Annotated in this window: 18 protein-coding genes and 1 pseudogene; all 19 read left to right on the top strand. The window is 37.6% G+C overall.

What is annotated here, in order from left to right:
• The first annotated feature begins 72 nt into the window (after positions 1-72).
• The 19 genes and pseudogenes from KQI83_RS13940 to KQI83_RS13855 all read left to right on the top strand — a co-directional run bounded on the left by KQI83_RS13940 (position 73) and on the right by KQI83_RS13855 (position 18,680).
• The gene (locus tag KQI83_RS13940) at positions 73-399 is read left to right on the top strand and encodes a DUF4176 domain-containing protein (protein WP_216559340.1); all 327 of its coding nucleotides are present in this window, start codon (positions 73-75) and stop codon (positions 397-399) included.
• A 1-nt stretch (position 400) separates the two neighbouring features.
• Positions 401-838 (top strand): YwqH-like family protein, encoded by a 438-nt coding sequence (locus tag KQI83_RS13935; protein WP_216559338.1) that lies wholly within the window; start codon positions 401-403, stop codon positions 836-838.
• Positions 839-876: 38 nt separating this feature from the next.
• Complete coding sequence (locus tag KQI83_RS13930) at positions 877-1,176, top strand: DUF5344 family protein (RefSeq protein WP_216559336.1); 300 nt, start codon at positions 877-879, stop codon at positions 1,174-1,176.
• Positions 1,177-1,200: 24 nt separating this feature from the next.
• Entirely contained in the window at positions 1,201-2,880 is a 1,680-nt protein-coding gene (locus tag KQI83_RS13925) for a T7SS effector LXG polymorphic toxin (RefSeq protein WP_216559334.1), read from the top strand.
• Between the two features lie 14 nt (positions 2,881-2,894).
• Complete coding sequence (locus tag KQI83_RS13920) at positions 2,895-3,389, top strand: hypothetical protein (protein WP_216559332.1); 495 nt, start codon at positions 2,895-2,897, stop codon at positions 3,387-3,389.
• Positions 3,379-3,600 (top strand): hypothetical protein, encoded by a 222-nt coding sequence (locus tag KQI83_RS13915; RefSeq protein WP_253295639.1) that lies wholly within the window; start codon positions 3,379-3,381, stop codon positions 3,598-3,600. The genes KQI83_RS13920 and KQI83_RS13915 overlap by 11 nt, the downstream gene beginning before the upstream one ends.
• Positions 3,601-4,048: 448 nt before the next feature.
• Positions 4,049-4,945 carry a hypothetical protein gene (locus tag KQI83_RS13910; RefSeq protein WP_216559328.1) on the top strand — a complete coding sequence of 299 codons (897 nt, stop codon included), beginning with the start codon at positions 4,049-4,051 and terminating at the stop codon, positions 4,943-4,945.
• A gap of 266 nt (positions 4,946-5,211) precedes the next feature.
• Positions 5,212-7,194: an excinuclease ABC subunit UvrB gene (gene uvrB, locus KQI83_RS13905; protein ID WP_216559326.1), complete on the top strand. Its 1,983-nt coding sequence runs from the start codon at positions 5,212-5,214 to the stop codon at positions 7,192-7,194.
• Positions 7,195-7,217: 23 nt separating this feature from the next.
• A complete protein-coding gene (uvrA, locus tag KQI83_RS13900) occupies positions 7,218-10,049 on the top strand; it encodes an excinuclease ABC subunit UvrA (protein WP_216559324.1) in 2,832 nt (943 codons plus the stop codon).
• Between the two features lie 409 nt (positions 10,050-10,458).
• The gene (locus tag KQI83_RS13895) at positions 10,459-11,451 is read left to right on the top strand and encodes a rod shape-determining protein (protein WP_216559322.1); all 993 of its coding nucleotides are present in this window, start codon (positions 10,459-10,461) and stop codon (positions 11,449-11,451) included.
• A 29-nt stretch (positions 11,452-11,480) separates the two neighbouring features.
• Positions 11,481-12,281, top strand: a complete 801-nt coding sequence (locus KQI83_RS13890; RefSeq protein WP_216559320.1) for a flagellar hook-basal body protein — start codon at positions 11,481-11,483, stop codon at positions 12,279-12,281.
• A 17-nt stretch (positions 12,282-12,298) separates the two neighbouring features.
• Entirely contained in the window at positions 12,299-13,117 is an 819-nt protein-coding gene (locus KQI83_RS13885) for a flagellar hook-basal body protein (protein ID WP_216559318.1), read from the top strand.
• Between the two features lie 30 nt (positions 13,118-13,147).
• Entirely contained in the window at positions 13,148-13,495 is a 348-nt protein-coding gene (locus KQI83_RS13880) for a rod-binding protein (RefSeq protein WP_216559316.1), read from the top strand.
• A 168-nt stretch (positions 13,496-13,663) separates the two neighbouring features.
• Positions 13,664-15,868, top strand: a complete 2,205-nt coding sequence (gene recD2 / locus KQI83_RS13875; RefSeq protein ID WP_216559314.1) for an SF1B family DNA helicase RecD2 — start codon at positions 13,664-13,666, stop codon at positions 15,866-15,868.
• 101 nt (positions 15,869-15,969) lie between these two features.
• Positions 15,970-16,167 (top strand): annotated as a pseudogene (locus tag KQI83_RS17235) (double zinc ribbon domain-containing protein); the annotation flags it as partial.
• 78 nt (positions 16,168-16,245) lie between these two features.
• Positions 16,246-16,698 carry a ComF family protein gene (locus KQI83_RS16855; RefSeq protein ID WP_253295655.1) on the top strand — a complete coding sequence of 151 codons (453 nt, stop codon included), beginning with the start codon at positions 16,246-16,248 and terminating at the stop codon, positions 16,696-16,698.
• Positions 16,699-16,709: 11 nt separating this feature from the next.
• On the top strand, positions 16,710-17,114 hold the full coding sequence (locus tag KQI83_RS13865; protein ID WP_216559310.1) for a class I tRNA ligase family protein: 405 nt from the start codon (positions 16,710-16,712) through the stop codon (positions 17,112-17,114).
• A 160-nt stretch (positions 17,115-17,274) separates the two neighbouring features.
• A complete protein-coding gene (locus KQI83_RS13860) occupies positions 17,275-17,688 on the top strand; it encodes a hypothetical protein (RefSeq protein ID WP_216559308.1) in 414 nt (137 codons plus the stop codon).
• 2 nt (positions 17,689-17,690) lie between these two features.
• Complete coding sequence (locus KQI83_RS13855; RefSeq protein WP_216559306.1) at positions 17,691-18,680, top strand: hypothetical protein; 990 nt, start codon at positions 17,691-17,693, stop codon at positions 18,678-18,680.
• Positions 18,681-18,702 lie beyond the last annotated feature (22 nt).

The following is an 18,702-nucleotide window of genomic DNA, read 5'->3' as shown; positions in this document are numbered from 1 at the left end:
AAGTAATAATTAAAAGTATTAGTAAAAATAAAAGTATCATTAAAAACAATTAATTTCGAGAGGAGAAGCAGAATGGAAGAAAAGATAGACTATCTGCCACTGGGCAGTATCGTTGTGGTAAATGGAGGCGTAAAGAAGTACGTTATCGTTGCAAGAGGGATTCAGGTAAAGATAAACGGAGAAAATAACTTTTTCGATTATGGAGCATGCCTGTATCCAGAAGGAATGATGGGAGACCAGTTAATGTATTTTCAACATTGTAACATCAGCAAAGTGGTATTTCAGGGATTTTCCGATGAAGATGACAAGATGATGGTAGAAAATATTCAGAAGACTTATGAAAACATGCGTATTTCTCATGCGGATGTGAAGCAGTTAAAAAAGGGGATGAAGAATTAAGATGGCGAAAAAGTACGATGAGCAGGAATATAACAATCTGAAATCTCAAAAGCAGAGCAATGAAGGAGAACAGGCAGCATGTCAGGCAGAAATTGATACCATAGACGAGTGGATATCCAAACTTCGTGGTGCCTACAATGGGATAGATGATGCAAAAGAATCCATAGACGATATCAAGCGTATTCACAGTAACATGCCTACATTTTATGAATGCTTTTGGAAAGGAAGTAAAGCACAGCATATTTATGACATGTGTGAGAGCGGAGAACTGAAAACCAGCTATCAGGGATATGTGGATAACATTGATGCAGTGGAGGATGACATCAACTGGAAAATCAATGAGTTAAAGGAAAGCCAGAATGAAAGGTATGGAATCCTTTCCGGACTGGTAAATGCCTGGGAAGATTTGTGTACCAGAATCCGAAATTTCTTCAATTAAATAAAAAGAAAACATACGACATGAAAGAAGGAAAACAGATGGAAATAAAGTTAGATGCGTTAAATGCAAATGCCTATGTGGCGATGATGCGGACAAAGGCAGGAGAACTTTCCCTGACAGGTACCAGTACAGAGCTGGAAGGACAGTCAGAAGCACTGGAAAAGTTTCTAAGTATTTATCAGGATTTTTTCGATACCCTGTCTGCTTATCGGACGCTACTAAACAATGATATTCAGAGCATATCCAATGCCATGAATACACTGGAACAGGCAGACAGAAAGGAAAGTGAAAGGGTGGATAGCTTAGGTTTTATACTTAAACCGGCACAGACACCATAGAACATAAGACAGAGGGAGAGACAGATGAGCGGATTTGTAATCAAATACATTGACATTTATAACCTGTTGTGGGAATATAAAGAAAAACTGGAAACACTGATAGAAGACATTGGGTACTGTGAAAACAGTATCAATGATTTTATAACCAGTACAGCCTTTCAGGGAGAAGCTGCAAACTCTATCAAAAACTACATGAACGAAGTACATATCACCCTGCTTTCCAGTTTTAAGGTGACCGCCCAGAACATTCTGGACAACCTGATATTATATAAAGCAGGTTATTATGAGATAGACAGCAGTACCAACTTTGTACTTCCGGAGGAAGAAATCAAGGCATTTCGTACCAAATTAAATGGAAATGCGCTGGATACGGAAGAGTATGCAGATAAGGTAAACCGAAAACTGGGAGAGGTATCGGATATTTATCAGGTCAGTCACCCGGATACCAATGGCGTATTTAAAATACACCAGCAGATAGACCAGGAACTGTTAAATTTTCTTACGGATATTGAAACACAGGAGCAAACCACAGTGACAGCACTGGAGCAGTCAGCAGAGCTTTTGATAAGTGGATTGAAAAACTGTGTCAGCAAAATCGGAAGTATAGACATAACGAACTACGAAAGCAACAGCTTTTATCAGGATGCAGAGGTGTATGCCTTAGCCAGCCTTAGCCAGAACTGTTATCAGAACCATGAAACCTACAAAGGAATCTATGATGAAATCTGGAACAATGAACAGGGACTAAGGGATGCGGCAGATGCCAGAGAGACACAGGGAATCTGGAAAACGGTAGGAGGAGTATTCCTTGTGGTAGGTGGAACTGTATGTATTGTAGCCAGTGGTGGAGCCGCAACCCCAATCGTAGCAGCCGGCTGGACAGCAGGAGGTGGAACAATTGCCTTTGGAGTGGCAGATTCCATTGAAGGAGCACAGGATATCTATTATGGAAGCATAGGAGATATTGACAGCACCTCTATTAACTATCTGAAAAGTGTGGTATTTCAGGGAAATGAAGATGCGTATTACCTTACAGAAAATGTATTTGCCTTTGCTTCTTCGGCATTTATCCCAATCAGTCAGGCAGCGAGAGTAGGAAATCTGACGTTCCGTTCCGGAGTGACAACCGTGGCAAAGGAAGGAATAGCCATGATGGCGGGAGCAGGAGCTTCCGATGTCACCATGAGGGTAACCGGAAGTCAGACAGCTAGCGTGGTAGCAGGTATGATAGCCAGTGGAGCCACTGGACGGGGATTGAATGGAGTAGATGCGAGGTTTAATATTTCGGGGAATAGGGTAAAGAGTAATAATGATACTATTATATATAGACGAGTACAAGGGGGAAAGGGAAACAATGCAAGTCAAGTCAGAATAGAAGTTAATGAAGATGGAACAATTGCAATACCAAATAAAGATGCGAATTTAAGTATAAGTATTGATAATGGTGAGCATGCTGAGTATTTTTGGAACAAGAGAGGTGGAGATGCACAAATTGTAGAAGTAGAAGTCCCTAAATGGTTTGATGATTTTTTGCAAGAAAATGCGATTCCACAAATTAACTATAAGAGAAATCCATTAAATCAAGGAGGAACAGCACCCAAAATTACTGACGTTACAACTCCGGGAAAGTGTTATGAACTTCCTGCACCATGGATAGAATGGCTTGAAGAATATGGAGGAAATGCAAGAATAATAAATCCTTAAAGGAGGCATGAGATATGATGAAACCTATATATGCAGAAAATATTGTAGTAGCAATTAAACATGATGGTTGTATAGAATGGTATATTCTTGATAAAGATTTTTGCTTTTTAGATTATAGCAAGTTAGAGGAAGCATATCGTAAAAAGGGATATGATATTTTTGTTGATGATACTCTTAGATTTGGTATAAAAATAATTGATGAATTGACACAAAAAAAATTTTTGGATAATATAAAAGAGTATAGAGTAGCGGTTGGAGAATTAAAAAAAATGCTACTGAATGAAAAAAATTATAATGAAAAACTAGCATACAATCCTTCGATTTTAATAGATTTTGAAAATAAAGTTCTTAAGTCAAATTATGCGGAACCAGAATCTTTTGAGGATTTTGTCCCGGATGGATGGAGTGGAAAATATCAAAATTTTGAAGAGGAGATACCTCAAAATCAAAGATATTGGATTGATGAAAATGGTAGAAATTTAATAGGAGAGAATGGACATGGAGAGTAATACAGTTACAATTCTTAATGAAGAATTTGAAAATGATAAGACAGGAGAAAAAGTACAGGGAATAACAATTATTATAGATGGAAAATTAAAGGAAGTGGTTGATTTACTTATGAAAAATGATTCAAGTTATAATAATTATACAGAAGTTGTTAGAGATGCTCTTTTTAAGGGCATTAATTCAATGATAATTGAGAGTAAAAATAATTTGTAATAACGAAAACATTAGCACTCCGATTAAGAGGGGGGAGAAAGGGTAAACAATAGATATATTGTGTTATTAAAAATTCCACAAGTTTATGTGCAACTGATTTTTGGGGAAGAAAATTCAAAGTCGATATAGAAAGTGGAAAATTGTTAGATGTAGAGATGGTGCAGCGATATTCACTCAGAGCTATAATGGTTGCAGTTATTCGATTGAATATGTAAAGTAAAGAAAAGCGATTTGGAAATTTATATTTTAATATCCAAGTTGCTTTTTTGGCATTATGTTATAATAAACAACTTATATATGGTGTGTTAAATTACATTTCAAGTATCTTCTTTGAAGATTAGTCAAGAGTTATTGAATGATTAGTAATATTTGTTGGTTGAAGTACAAAATATCTGTATATAGCAAATATTATAAAAGAAGAGTAAAGAAATGAGTTAGGAGAAGGAGAATGGGAAATTTAGTAGGTGCAAAAGTGGAGAGTCAGGATTTGATAAAAAATAATAAATTTATTTATGAATCGAAAGAGGCTGCTAAAAAATATAAATGGTTGTATCAATGTACAAACATTGAAGCATTGAAAAATATATTGAAAAGCAAAGAAATATGGCTGTCTAATCTTAAGACTGTAAATGATGCAGAGGAAGTAAAAAGAATAAATGTTCCGGAATTTGAAAAATCATTTTTTGTGGCATGTTTTACATATGAGGATAATATTCTGAAGGAACATTGGGGGGAATACGGTGATGGAGAAAATGGTGTTCTTTATGGGTTTAAACAAGACTGGGTGCTAAGAGAAGCAGAGTTAATGTGGAGACCAGGAGAAAAGGTTGAAGATATTGATTTTAAAATATATAGTAAATTTGATGAGGCATTAGAGGCTGCATGCCTTATGTTGAAAAAGCACAAAAGGGTTTGCAATCCATATTTTTTCTGGGATTTTGGGTTTTATCAAATAGTGTATGATGATGAGTTAAAAAAAGAAATGTCAGGCGAATGTGCTTTGGATATAGGTGATGGTATTTTAAAAGGGGTAAGATTTATTACACCAAGTGTTGTAGGAATAATAAAAAATACGCACGGCTTATGTAAAGGGAAAAACTCAGAGGTATATGATAAGGATTGGACAACTGAAAAAGAGGTACGTTTAAAAGTGGGAATAGGAACAACTCATGATATATTACCAAAAGAATTGTTTTTTCCTAAAATGGCAATTAAATTGAAAGAAAATGCTTTTGATGAGTTAGTAATTCGTTTTAGTCCCACAATGACAGAGGAAAAAAGAAAAGAAAATATTAAGGAAATAGAGAAACTATTACCAAATGGGGTGATAAACGTGTTGCAATAAAATTCTATGCGTATATCTGAAAATGTATAAAATTAGAATGAAAGAGAATATTTGGTGATATAGATTTTTATAATTAAAGAAATGCATAGCCGACTGGTTCGTTGCTTGAATCAATCGGCTATGTATTTCTTTATCAGGTGAAACAGAACAAACATTCGAAAAATACTGTACTTTTTTTATTTTAAATGATATACTAGATGGGTAATAATACTAAGAGAATAAATATTAAAACGAATAGTACAAATATACAGAACTAGGAGTATTATATGGATCATTTTAAATTACATTCCCAGTATCAGCCCACCGGTGATCAGCCACGCGCTATTGAAGAACTGGTAAAGGGCTTTAAGGAGGGGAATCAGTTTGAAACCCTGTTGGGAGTTACCGGTTCAGGTAAGACATTTACCATGGCAAATGTCATTCAACAACTGAATAAGCCAACGTTAATCATTGCACATAATAAAACACTGGCGGCACAGCTTTACGGAGAATTCAAGGAATTTTTTCCGGAAAATGCCGTGGAGTATTTTGTCTCCTATTACGATTACTATCAACCGGAAGCCTATGTTCCGTCCAGTGATACCTATATTGCCAAGGACTCTTCTGTAAATGAAGAAATAGATAAATTACGTCTTTCTGCCACAGCAGCACTAATAGAACGAAAGGATGTTATCATTATATCCAGTGTGTCTTGTATCTATGGTTTGGGTGAGCCGGAGAACTTCGAGAAAATGATGGTTTCCTTAAGACCTGGAATGGAAAAAGACAGAGACGAAGTGATTCGCGCGTTGATTGATACGCAGTATACCAGAAATGATATGGATTTTCAGCGAGGAACCTTTCGTGTAAGGGGAGATGTATTGGAGATTTTTCCTGCTGATAGAGGAGAAACCGCAGTTCGAGTAGAGTTTTTTGGGGATGAAATAGACCGTATTACAGAAATTGATGTGCTGACCGGAGAAGTGAAAAATCGCCTGGAGCATATTAGTATCTTTCCGGCATCTCACTATGTAGTACCACAGGAAAAAATCAATCAGGCAACAGTTGAAATTGAAAAAGAACTGGAAGAACGGGTAAAGTATTTTAAAAGTGAAGATAAATTATTAGAAGCACAACGAATCGCAGAACGAACAAACTTTGATATTGAAATGCTGCGAGAAACAGGATTTTGTAGTGGAATTGAAAACTATTCCAGACACCTTGCAGGATTAGCACCGGGAGTACCGCCCAATACATTGTTAGATTATTTCCCGGAAGAATTTTTGATGATTGTGGATGAGTCCCACATTACAATTCCACAGATTCGTGGAATGTATGCAGGTGACCAGTCCAGAAAGAACACACTGGTAGATTATGGATTTCGTTTGCCGTCAGCCAAGGATAACCGACCTTTGAATTTCGATGAGTTTGAGGGAAAAATAGACCAGATGCTTTTTGTATCTGCAACACCAAATGTTTACGAAAAAGAGCATGAATTGTTACGGGCAGAGCAGATTATCAGACCGACAGGTCTGCTTGACCCGGAAGTAGAAGTCAGACCGGTAGAGGGACAGATTGATGATTTGCTGGGAGAAGTAAACAAAGAGATTGCGAAAAAGCACAAGATACTCATTACCACACTTACCAAGAAAATGGCAGAAGATTTGACAGATTATATGCGAGAAGTTGGAATTCGTGTCAAGTATCTTCATTCCGATATTGATACCCTAGAGCGTGCAGAGATAATTCGAGACTTACGTCTGGATGTGTTTGATGTATTGGTGGGAATCAACCTTTTGCGAGAAGGACTGGATATTCCGGAAATCACATTAGTAGCAATTTTAGATGCAGATAAGGAAGGATTCCTGCGTTCTGAAACATCATTGATTCAGACAATCGGACGAGCTGCCCGTAACTCAGAAGGACATGTAATCATGTATGCCGATTCCATTACGGACTCTATGCGGGTTGCTATAGATGAAACGAATCGACGACGCAGTATTCAGCAAAAATATAATGAGGAGCATGGAATTACTCCTCAGACAATCAAAAAGTCTGTAAGAGATTTGATTAGTATTTCTAAGAAAGTTGCAAAAGAGGAAGTGGAATTTAAGAAAGATCCGGAGTCTATGAGCAAGAAAGAATTAGAAAAACTGATTGCAGAAGTACAAAAGAAGATGCAAAAGGCAGCGGCAGAATTGAACTTCGAAGCGGCAGCAGAGTTGCGTGACAAGATGATTGAACTAAAGAAGAATTTACAGGATATGTAATGATATAAAAAAAGGAGTACAAAATGTCAGAAAGAAAATATATAAAAATACGAGGAGCCAATGAACATAATCTGAAGAATATTGACGTAGATATTCCAAGAAATGAATTAGTGGTGCTTACCGGATTAAGCGGTTCCGGTAAATCTTCTCTAGCATTTGACACCATATATGCAGAAGGACAGAGACGCTATATGGAATCCCTGTCCTCCTATGCAAGGCAGTTTTTAGGACAGATGGAAAAGCCAAATGTAGAAAAGATAGAGGGACTTTCCCCGGCAATATCTATTGACCAAAAGTCCACAAACCGCAACCCTCGTTCTACGGTTGGAACAGTAACGGAAATATATGACTATTTTCGTTTGCTGTATGCCAGAGTGGGTATTCCACACTGTCCAAAATGTGGAAAAGAGATAAAAAAGCAAAGCGTAGATCAGATGGTAGACCAAATCATGGCATTGCCGGAACGAACCAAGATTCAATTACTGGCACCGGTAGTTCGCGGAAGAAAAGGAACACACCAGAAGTTGTTAGAGCAGGCAAAACGTAGTGGTTATGTTCGTGTGCAGGTAGATGGAAATACCTATGAATTGTCCGAAGAGATACCATTGGAAAAGAACATTAAGCACAACATTGATATTGTGGTAGACCGTCTGGTAGTCAAAGAAGGAATTGAAAAACGTTTGACAGATTCTGTGGAAAGCGTGTTGGATTTGGCAGAGGGTTTGATGACAGTAGATGTAATAGGAGGAGAACCGATTCATTTTTCCCAAAGCTTTTCCTGTCCGGATTGCGGAATCAGCATCGATGAAATTGAGCCGAGAAGTTTCTCGTTCAATAACCCATTCGGTGCCTGCCCGGAGTGTTTTGGTCTGGGATATAAAATGGAATTTGATGAAGACTTAATGATACCGGATAAGTCTTTGAGTATTGCAGAAGGAGCCATACAGGTAATCGGATGGCAGTCTTGCACAGATCCTTCCAGCTATACCTATGCTACACTAAAGGCGTTATCAGAGGAATATAAGTTTGATTTAAATACACCTTATCAGGATTTACCAAAGAAAGTACAACACATGCTGATTCATGGAACGGATGGAAAGGTAGTAAAAGTATACTATAAAGGACAGAGAGGCGAAGGTGTCTATGATGTGGCGTTTGAAGGGTTAATTCGAAACGTACAGAGAAGATATCGGGAAACTGGTTCAGAGACCATCAAGCAGGAATACGAGACATTTATGCGAATTACGCCTTGTCCGGTCTGTGGGGGACAGCGTTTGAAACGAGAGTCGTTAGCTGTTACTGTTTCAGGGAAAAATATTCATGAAGTAACCTCTATGTCCATTAAGAATTTGCAGGTATTTTTGGAAAATATAGAGTTAACCAAACAGCAACATTTAATCGGTGATCAGATTTTAAAGGAAATTAAGGCAAGAGTTGGATTTTTGGTAGATGTAGGGCTGGAATACCTCACATTATCTCGTGCAACAGGAACACTTTCCGGTGGAGAGGCGCAGAGAATCCGATTAGCAACTCAGATTGGCTCCGGATTGGTAGGAGTTGCCTATATTTTGGATGAACCAAGTATCGGACTTCATCAGAGAGATAATGATAAGTTGTTAGCTACTTTGAAAAATCTTAGAGACTTGGGAAATACGTTGATTGTGGTAGAACATGATGAAGATACCATGCGAGAAGCGGACTACATTGTGGATATCGGACCGGGAGCAGGAGAACACGGTGGACAATTGGTAGCAGAAGGAACCGCAGAAGAAATCATGAAAAATCCAAACTCTATCACAGGGGCATACCTTAGTGGAAGAATTAAGATTCCGGTTCCGGAGAAACGAAGAAAACCTACCGGTTGGTTGAAAATCAAAGGAGCACAGGAAAATAACCTGAAAAATATTAATGTAAATATTCCTCTTGGCGTTATGACTTGCATTACCGGAGTATCCGGTTCCGGAAAGTCATCCCTTACCAATGAAATCTTGTATAAGCGATTGGCGCGTGATTTGAACCGGGCAAGAACCATTCCGGGAAAACATAAGGCAATGGAAGGACTGGAACAGTTGGATAAGGTGATAGATATTGACCAGTCTCCGATTGGCAGAACGCCACGTTCCAATCCGGCAACCTATACCGGTGTGTTTGACCAGATTCGTGACTTGTTTGCTGCAACACCGGATGCCAAGGCAAGAGGATATGCCAAGGGCAGATTTAGTTTTAATGTAAAAGGCGGTCGTTGTGAGGCATGTTCCGGAGATGGTATTTTAAAGATTGAAATGCATTTTCTCCCGGATGTGTATGTGCCTTGTGAAGTGTGTCATGGACAACGATATAATCGTGAGACATTGGAAGTAAGATATAAAGGGAAAAATATTTACGACGTGTTGAATATGACAGTAGAAGAAGCCTTGGAATTCTTTGAAAATGTACCATCCATTCATCGAAAGATACAGACGCTTTATGATGTGGGATTGTCCTATATACGTTTGGGACAGCCATCTACCGAATTGTCAGGTGGAGAAGCGCAGCGTATCAAACTGGCAACAGAATTAAGTAAACGCAGTACCGGAAAGACAATCTATATTTTGGATGAACCAACTACCGGACTCCATTTCGCAGATGTTCACAAACTGACAGAAATATTACAGCGTCTTGCAGAAGGCGGAAATACAGTAGTAGTCATCGAACATAACCTGGATGTGATTAAAACCGCGGATTATATCATTGATATGGGACCGGAAGGCGGCGATGGTGGCGGAACGGTAGTAGCGAAGGGAACACCGGAAGAAGTTGCCAAAGTGCCAGAGTCCTATACCGGAAAATATATAAAAAAATATTTGAAATCATAAGAAGAAAGAGTCCACTGGACTCTTTTGTTTTTGTGCAATAGGACGCAATTTTCTATTGTATAAAAAAAGCTGTCCATTACGGACAGCCATTACTTTCGGGGAGTACCTCCTGAGTTCTTACGAACCCAGGAAGCATGAGTTATGAAAAATTATATTAGCTTATTAGCTAGTACGTTTACAAGTATAACGGGAGAATGTGACGTATGTGTGAAAAAACAGAAAAAAAACTAGAAAAAGTATAAAAAATTCATAAACTTTTTTAAGAAACTATTTAGGGATATTTAAAAATAGACGTTTTTTTATATTTTAGAAAAAAATGCTTTAAAAATCCGTTGTTATTGTATATAATATAGATATATATGGAAAAATAGAATTAGTATGTTCAGATAGAGACGAAAGGGGAACAGACATGATTTCGACAGATATTGGAATTGACTTGGGAACAGCAAGTATCCTTGTATATATAAAAGGAAAAGGCGTTGTATTAAAAGAGCCGTCCGTTGTAGCTTTTGACAGAGATACACATAAGATTAAGGCAATTGGTGAAGAAGCAAGATTGATGCTTGGAAGAACTCCGGGAAATATTATTGCAGTAAGACCACTTCGCCAGGGTGTAATTTCAGATTATAAAGTAACAGAGCAGATGTTAAGATATTTTATCCAGAAGGCACTGGGTAAGAAAACTTTCCGTAAGCCACGCATTAGTGTTTGTGTTCCAAGTGGTGTAACAGAAGTAGAAAAAAAGGCAGTAGAAGATGCAACTTATCAGGCAGGTGCAAGAGCGGTAGAGATTATTGAAGAACCCATTGCAGCAGCAATTGGAGCAGGAATAGATATTTCTAAGCCTTGTGGAAATATGATTGTAGATATCGGAGGCGGTACAGCAGATATTGCAGTTATTTCCTTACAGGGAACAGTTGTAAGTACTTCTGTTAAGATTGCAGGAGATGATTTTGACGAAGCAATCGTACGTTATATGAGAAAGAAACATAATCTTTTGATTGGTGAAAGAACCGCAGAAGATATTAAAATAAAAATCGGAACCTGTTTCCCACTGGCACAGAATGACACCATGGATGTAAGAGGACGTAATTTAGTAACAGGTCTTCCGAAAACAGTTACTGTATCATCCGAAGAAACAGAAGAAGCATTAAGAGAGTCAACACTTCAAATCGTAGAAGCTGTTCACAGCGTATTGGAGAAAACTCCGCCAGAACTTGCAGCAGACGTTGCAGACAGAGGTATTGTATTAACCGGTGGTGGTGCATTGCTTCGCGGATTAGAGGAATTGATTGAAGACAGAACAGGAATTAATACAATGACTGCAGAAGAACCGATGACATGCGTTGCAATCGGAACTGGAAAATATGTAGAGTTTTTAGCAGGCAAAAGAGACGAATAAGCTTTTAACAAGGAGAAAGGAGTTTTTACATGGTAAAAGGGTTATATACAGCATACACAGGTATGGTAAATCAGCAGAACAGATTGGATGTTCTTACAAATAACCTGGCAAACTCAGCAACAAACGGATATAAGAAAGAGGGAACAACCTCACAATCCTTTGCTGATACTTTAGCGATTAAGATTAAAGATACTTCCGATTATAACTTGCCGAAAAAGTTGGGTGGTATTAGCCTTGGAGTAAAAATCGGAGAAAATTATACCGATTATGATCAAGGATCTTTCAGAGTGACCGATAATGTATATGACATGGCATTAGATGGGGATGGATTTTTTGCAATATCCTTTACAAATAAAAACGGAGAAACATCTGTGAAGTATACAAGAGACGGAGCGTTTACCGTAAATCGTGAAGGATATCTGGTGACAAAAGATGGTGACTATGTTTTGAACCAGGCAGCAGCCAATGCTGGAAATCCGGGACAGAATGGATATATCCGTGTAGACCCGAATGTAAAGCTTGTTGTGGATGAACAGGGTTATTTATATCAGAATGGTGTACAGCTTGGACAAATTGGTGTTGTTGATTTTGCAAACTATGACTATTTGGAAAAATATGGTGAAAATATGTATAACTTAGTCAACGGAGGTCAGGCAACTCCTTCTCAGGCAAAAGTGGTACAAGGTTCACTGGAAATGTCTAATGTAAATGTAGTTTCTGAAATGGTAGAGATGATTACAATCTCAAGAGCTTATGAAAGCAATCAGAAGATTATTCAGTCCATAGATGAAACTTTGGATAAAGCAGTTAATAATATTGGTAGTGTATAGAAAGGGGCCGAAGTAATATGATGAGATCATTATGGTCTGCGGCATCTGGAATGATTTCCCAGCAGACAGCAGTAGATACCATTGCAAACAATCTTGCGAATGTAAATACCGTAGGATATAAAAATGAAAAGGCAGAATTTAAGTCCTTGTTATATCAAACACTTCAGACAAGAACCACATCTGCGAATGGAGAACAAAAGCCGATTCCGGCACAGGTTGGATTGGGAACAAGAGTGGCATCTATCACTTCTAGCTTTAAACAAGGAGCTGTAACAGAAAGTGAAAGTGATACAGCTTTTGCAATTGATGGAGATGGATTCTTTGCAGTACGAGGAGCAGATGGCGGCACATATTATACTCGTAACGGAGATTTCAAATTAAGTGTAAATGCGGATAGATCCTTAACATTGGTAACTTCCGAAGGATATGCAGTATTGGACAGCAATGGAAATCCTATTAACATACCGGCAGGTGTAAATACCAGCAAGTTAGTGGTTTCCACAGATGGACAATTCGGATATCAGGATGCAGTGGGAAATTATGTTTCCTTAAACCAGCAGATTGGAGTATATCAGTTTAATAATCCGGCAGGACTTGAAAAAATGTCCGGAAGTTTATTGGCAGTTACAGATGCATCAGGTGTAGCAATCAATGAAGCAACAGCTGTAAATATTAAACCGAGTAAAGTGCTTGCAGGCTATTTGGAAGGTTCTAACGTTCAGGTGGCAGATGAAATGGTAAATTTGATTGTAGCACAGAGAGCGTATGAAATGAATTCAAAGGCAATACAGGCAGCAGATGATATGCTTGGACAGGCAAATCAGTTGAAGAGATAATTTCCATAGCGGAAAGGAAGTGCGATACATATGAGTCTTTCAATAGATAATATCAGTGCATTATATAATACAAATAATGTTTCTGAAAATACCAGTAAATTAGAAGAAACATTGAAGTCAGATTTTTCCAATGCATCTGATGATGAACTGATGGAAGTGTGTAAGGATTTTGAATCATATTTTACAGAGCAGATGTTTAAAGCTATGCAGAAAATGATACCGGAATCAGATGATGATACTTCTTCCTATACAAAGCAGATACAGGATTATTATAAGGAGCAAATGGTTCAAGTCATGGCAGAGAATTCAACAGAGGGTCAGGGACTTGGAATTGCCCAGACTTTGTATGAACAAATGAAACGTAATTATAATTTATAATAAAATAAAAGAGAAAAGAATTCCGTTTACGGAATTCTTTTTCTTATGCAATAGGAACTTAGTCATAAATGACACCGCTCGGGCGCGAAAGAGTCCGGCGAGCAGACTCTTTTTTATGCAATGGGAATGCAATAGGAAAAACATTTTTAGAAAGTGGAGAATATTACATTGGAAATATTAGCGGGTTATGTAGAACATATAGTATATCAGAATAGAGATAATGGTTACACAGTTTTGAATCTGGCATGTGAAGATGGAGAAGTAACCTGCGTGGGGATTTTTCATGGAATTTCAGAAGGTGAAAGTATCGAAGTCAAGGGAGAATATACCACACATCCTTCTTACGGATTACAGTTAAAAGCAGAGTCATTTGAAATAAAAGCACCGGAGGATTTGATGTCTATTGAGAGATATCTGGGTTCCGGAGCTGTAAAAGGTGTTGGAGTTGCCCTGGCTGCTCGTATTGTAAGAAGATTCAAAGAAGATACTTTTCGTATTATAGAAGAAGAACCGGAACGATTGGTAGAAGTAAAAGGAATTAGCGAACGAAAAGCAATGGAAATTGCAGAACAGGTAGAAGGAAAGAGAGAACTTCGCCAGGCAATGATTTTCTTACAGCAGTATGGAATTTCTCAGACATTAGCAGTAAAGATATATCAAACATACGGACAGGATTTATACCGCATTTTAAAGGAAAACCCATATCGTTTGGCAGATGATATTCAGGGAGTTGGATTTCGCATTGCAGACGAGATTGCATCGAAAATAGGAATTCACACAGATTCGGATTATCGTATTCGAAGCGGTATATTGTATACATTGTTGCAGGCAGCGGCAGAAGGACATACCTGCCTTCCTACGAAAGAGCTTACGGTTCGGGCTAGTGAGCTTTTAGATGTAGAACCGGAATATATCGAAAAACATTACATGAATCTTGCCATAGATAAAAAACTGGTATTAAAGGAGAATGATGGACAGCAGTATATATATGCAGCCACTTACTATTATATGGAAGCAAATACAGCAACCATGTTAGAACAGTTGGATGTTTCCTATGATGTTCCGGAAATCGAAATAAATGAGAGAATCAGAAAAATTGAACAAAGTACGGAAATGGAACTGGATGAACTGCAAAAAGAAGCAGTGAAAGAGGCGGTACGAAACGGTCTTGTGGTAATTACCGGAGGTCCGGGAACAGGAAAAACCACCACAATTAATGCGGTTATTCGATACTTTGAAATGGAAGGAATGGATATTTTTCTGGCAGCACCAACCGGACGAGCAGCAAAAAGAATGAGCGAAACCACGGGATTTGAAGCAAGAACCATTCATCGTATGCTGGAATTAAATGGCGGAATGGAAGAAAATGCAGGATTTGAAAGAAACGAGCAAAATCCCTTGGAGACAGATGTGATTATCATAGATGAAATGTCTATGGTGGATATTACCTTAATGTGTGCCTTGCTTAAAGCAGTGGCAGCGGGAACACGTCTGATTTTAGTAGGAGATGTGAATCAGTTGCCCAGTGTAGGTCCGGGAAGCGTGCTAAAAGATATTATTGAATCCCAACGTTTTCATGTGGTGCGTTTAAATAAAATTTTCCGTCAGGCAGCCCAAAGTGACATTATTGTAAATGCTCATAAAATAAATCGTGGTGAAGAAGTAGTTTTGGATAATAAGAGCATGGACTTCTTTTTCCTGAAGCGGTATGATGCCAATGTCATTATTAGTATTGTTATCCAATTGATTCAACAGAAGCTGCCTAAGTTTGTAGATGCTACCCCATTTGATATTCAGGTATTAACTCCCATGCGAAAAGGACTTTTGGGCGTGGAACGTTTAAATAGTATTTTACAGCAATATCTGAATCCGGCAGACGATAAGAAGAAGGAAAAAGAGCATGGTGGAGTTGTTTTTCGTGAGGGTGATAAGGTCATGCAGGTGAAAAACAATTATCAGATAGAATGGGAGATTCGTAGCAAGTATGGCTTGGCAATTGATAAGGGATTGGGAATATTCAATGGAGACATGGGTGTGATTCGCAGTATTAATGCTTATCAGGAAAACATGACCATTGAATTTGATGAAGGAAGAATGGTGGAATATTCTTTTAAACAACTGGATGAGTTGGAGTTGGCATATGCCATTACCATACATAAGTCCCAGGGAAGCGAGTATCCGGCAGTGGTGATTCCGTTACTGACGGGACCGAGAATGCTGATGAACCGAAATCTTTTGTATACGGCAGTAACTCGTGCAAAAAAGTGTGTGACGTTGGTTGGAAACGATGTAACCTTCCAAGAAATGATTGGAAACGTCAGTGAACAGCGCAGATATACCGGATTAAAAATGAGATTGCAGGAAGAAAGATAGAGAAAGAATTGCAAAGGTTAAGAAATATTAAGAAAAATTTTATAGAATATGCAGGAAAAATGTGTTAGTATCAAATCTGTTTGAGAGACTTTTGAAATGATATGAAAGTCAAAAAAGAAAATATCATACAGCTATTATTTCCTCGCAGGTGTCCCATTTGCGATAAGGCAATGTTTTCTTCTGTTTTTTTAGAAACACAGTCGTGTTGCTTAAAGTGCAGAGAAATACCAAAATACATACAGGAACCTGTATGTAAAAAATGCGGAAAACCTATAGAGAATCATAGGGCTGAGTATTGTTATGATTGTCAGAAACAGAGCAGAGTTTTTACGCAGGGAAAGGCGTTGTGGCTGTATGAAGGAAAAGTGAAACAATCCATGTATCGATTTAAATATCAGAATCGACAAGAATATGCTCGCTATTATGGCAGTGAAATAGTAAGGGTATATGGAGAATGGATTGAAAAAAACAGAATAGAAGCAATTATTCCCATACCGCTTCACAAGGCAAGAAAACGAAAACGTGGTTATAATCAGGCAGAGCTATTAGCAAGAGAAATCGGACGGGAAATGGGTATCACAGTATATCCTGATTATCTCAAAAGAGTAAGAAAAACAAGAGCTCAGAAGAATCTTGGAGATGGAGAACGCAAAAATAATTTGAAAAAAGCTTTTAAAACGCAGGAAAATAGAGTACAATTAAAACATATCTTATTAGTAGACGATATATATACTACGGGCAGTACGATGAATGAGGCTGCACTAGAGTTAAAAAGAACCGGTATAGAACAAGTTTATTGTGTGAGCGTCTGTATCGGAAGAGGATATTAGGAGGAAGAGATATGGAAGTAAAAAATTGTAAAGGGTGTGGAAGACTCTTTAATTATTTGCAGGGACCACCATTATGTCCGGCGTGTGTAGCTGATTTGGAAAAGAAATTTCAAGAAGTAAAAGAGTATTTGCGTGAGAATCCAAAGGCTCAGCTTAATCAAATTGCAGAAGACAATGATGTAACTGTGAAACAGATAAAACAGTGGGTAAGAGAAGAAAGATTAACATTTACGTCAGAATCACAAATTACAGTAGAATGTGAAAATTGTGGAGCACCAATTCTTACCGGTAGATTTTGCGATAAGTGTAAAACATCATTACATAATGAATTAAGTGGAGCAATTAAAAAACCGGTAAAGAAAGAGCCTAAAAAAACAACGCATGAAAAAGATAGAATGCGATTTCTTGATAACTAAGGAAAACTGCCGCCATAGCGGCAGTTTTTTATGCAATAGGACGCAATTTCCTATTGCATAAAAAACGCTCTTTGTTCAATCATAGGAAACTCTTTACCTAATGCGGGAATGTGTGCTATAATAAAAAAGAGTGACTTCAAAAAGATGGATGGTGAGACAAATGTTAGATGAAGAACGTATTTGTATTATGACTAGAATGGCATCTTATGAAGCAGGTGAAGGAAAAGAAGACATGCCTGTAAAGCAATATTATCGCAAGGATTATATCAGTTATCAGATGATAAGAAGTTTCATATCATCTACAATATCCTTTTGTATTCTATTATTGTTTTGGGGGATGTATAATATAGAAAATATAATGAAAAAAGTGGCAGCAACAGATTTGCCACGATTCGGTATTTTAATATTGGTATTATATATTTCCTTTATTGTTTTATATGAGATTATTACTGTGGTTGTATATAGTCGTAAATATACAAAAGCCACAGAGGAAATGAAAAAGTATCATGCAGATCTCAAAAAAGTAATGAAGCTTCAGGAAAAAGAAGAAAAATTACAGACGTTGGAGGACTGAAAATGACAAGCATATTAGAATTGCGCGAAAAGTTGCGAGATTTTTATGGAAAATATGAAATATATGTAGTAACTTGTGTAAAATTCATTTTAGCATTTATTGCATTTTGGCTCATTAATAGCAAAATGGGATATATGGAAGAATTAGATAATTTGGCAGTACCATTGATATTAGCATTGCTTTGTGCCTTTTTGCCAATCAATGGAAGTGTTATTATAGGAGTGCTGTTGATTTTGGTACATTTATGGTCACTGGGCGTTGAAGTGTGTCTGGTAGCAGTTGGCTTATTTGTTTTGATGTTTTTTATGTATTATAAGTTTGCGCCGAAGAATGGTTATAGTACTCTGATAACACCGATTATGTGTTCTTTCCGTTTGCCGGAAGCAGTACCGGTATCCTTGGGACTATTACGAGGACCATCTGCATATTTGTCTATGGTTTGCGGAGTGATTACCTTTTATTATGTAAAGGGTGTACAAAATAACATTGGAAACTTTACAGTGTCAGATGATAAGGAAAAAATTTCCAAGGCAACAATGGCACTGGAAATTTTAACAAAGAATTATGAAATGTTCTTAGTGATTGCAACTATGGGTATCACGGCTTTGACAGTATATGCAATTCGTAAAATGAACATCAATCATGCCTGGAGAGTAGCAACAATTGTTGGGAATGCAGTAGAACTTGCACTATTAACGATTGGATATCTTTTGATGCAAAATAATAGTGAGATTCCATGGGTAATAGGTGGAATTATATTATCCACAGTTGTGGCGTTGTTACTGGAGTTTTTCTTATACAATCTGGATTACTCCAGGGTAGAACGTGTGCAGTTTGAGGATGATGAATATTATTATTATGTAAAAGCGGTGCCAAAGGTGTATTTAGCGGAAAAACAGAAAAAGGTAAAACAAATCACACCGAAAAAAGAGAGAATTAATCGCAGAGAATTAGCAGAAGAATTAGATATAGACGAAGATTTATTTGATTAGAATTACAGAATATAAAATAGAA

It is taken from the genome of Roseburia sp. MSJ-14, from assembly GCF_018918225.1.
Classification (GTDB): Bacteria; Bacillota; Clostridia; order Lachnospirales; family Lachnospiraceae; genus Petralouisia.
The sequence above is the reverse complement of the archived record's forward strand: the minus strand, read 5'-3'. Positions and strand labels throughout refer to the sequence as shown.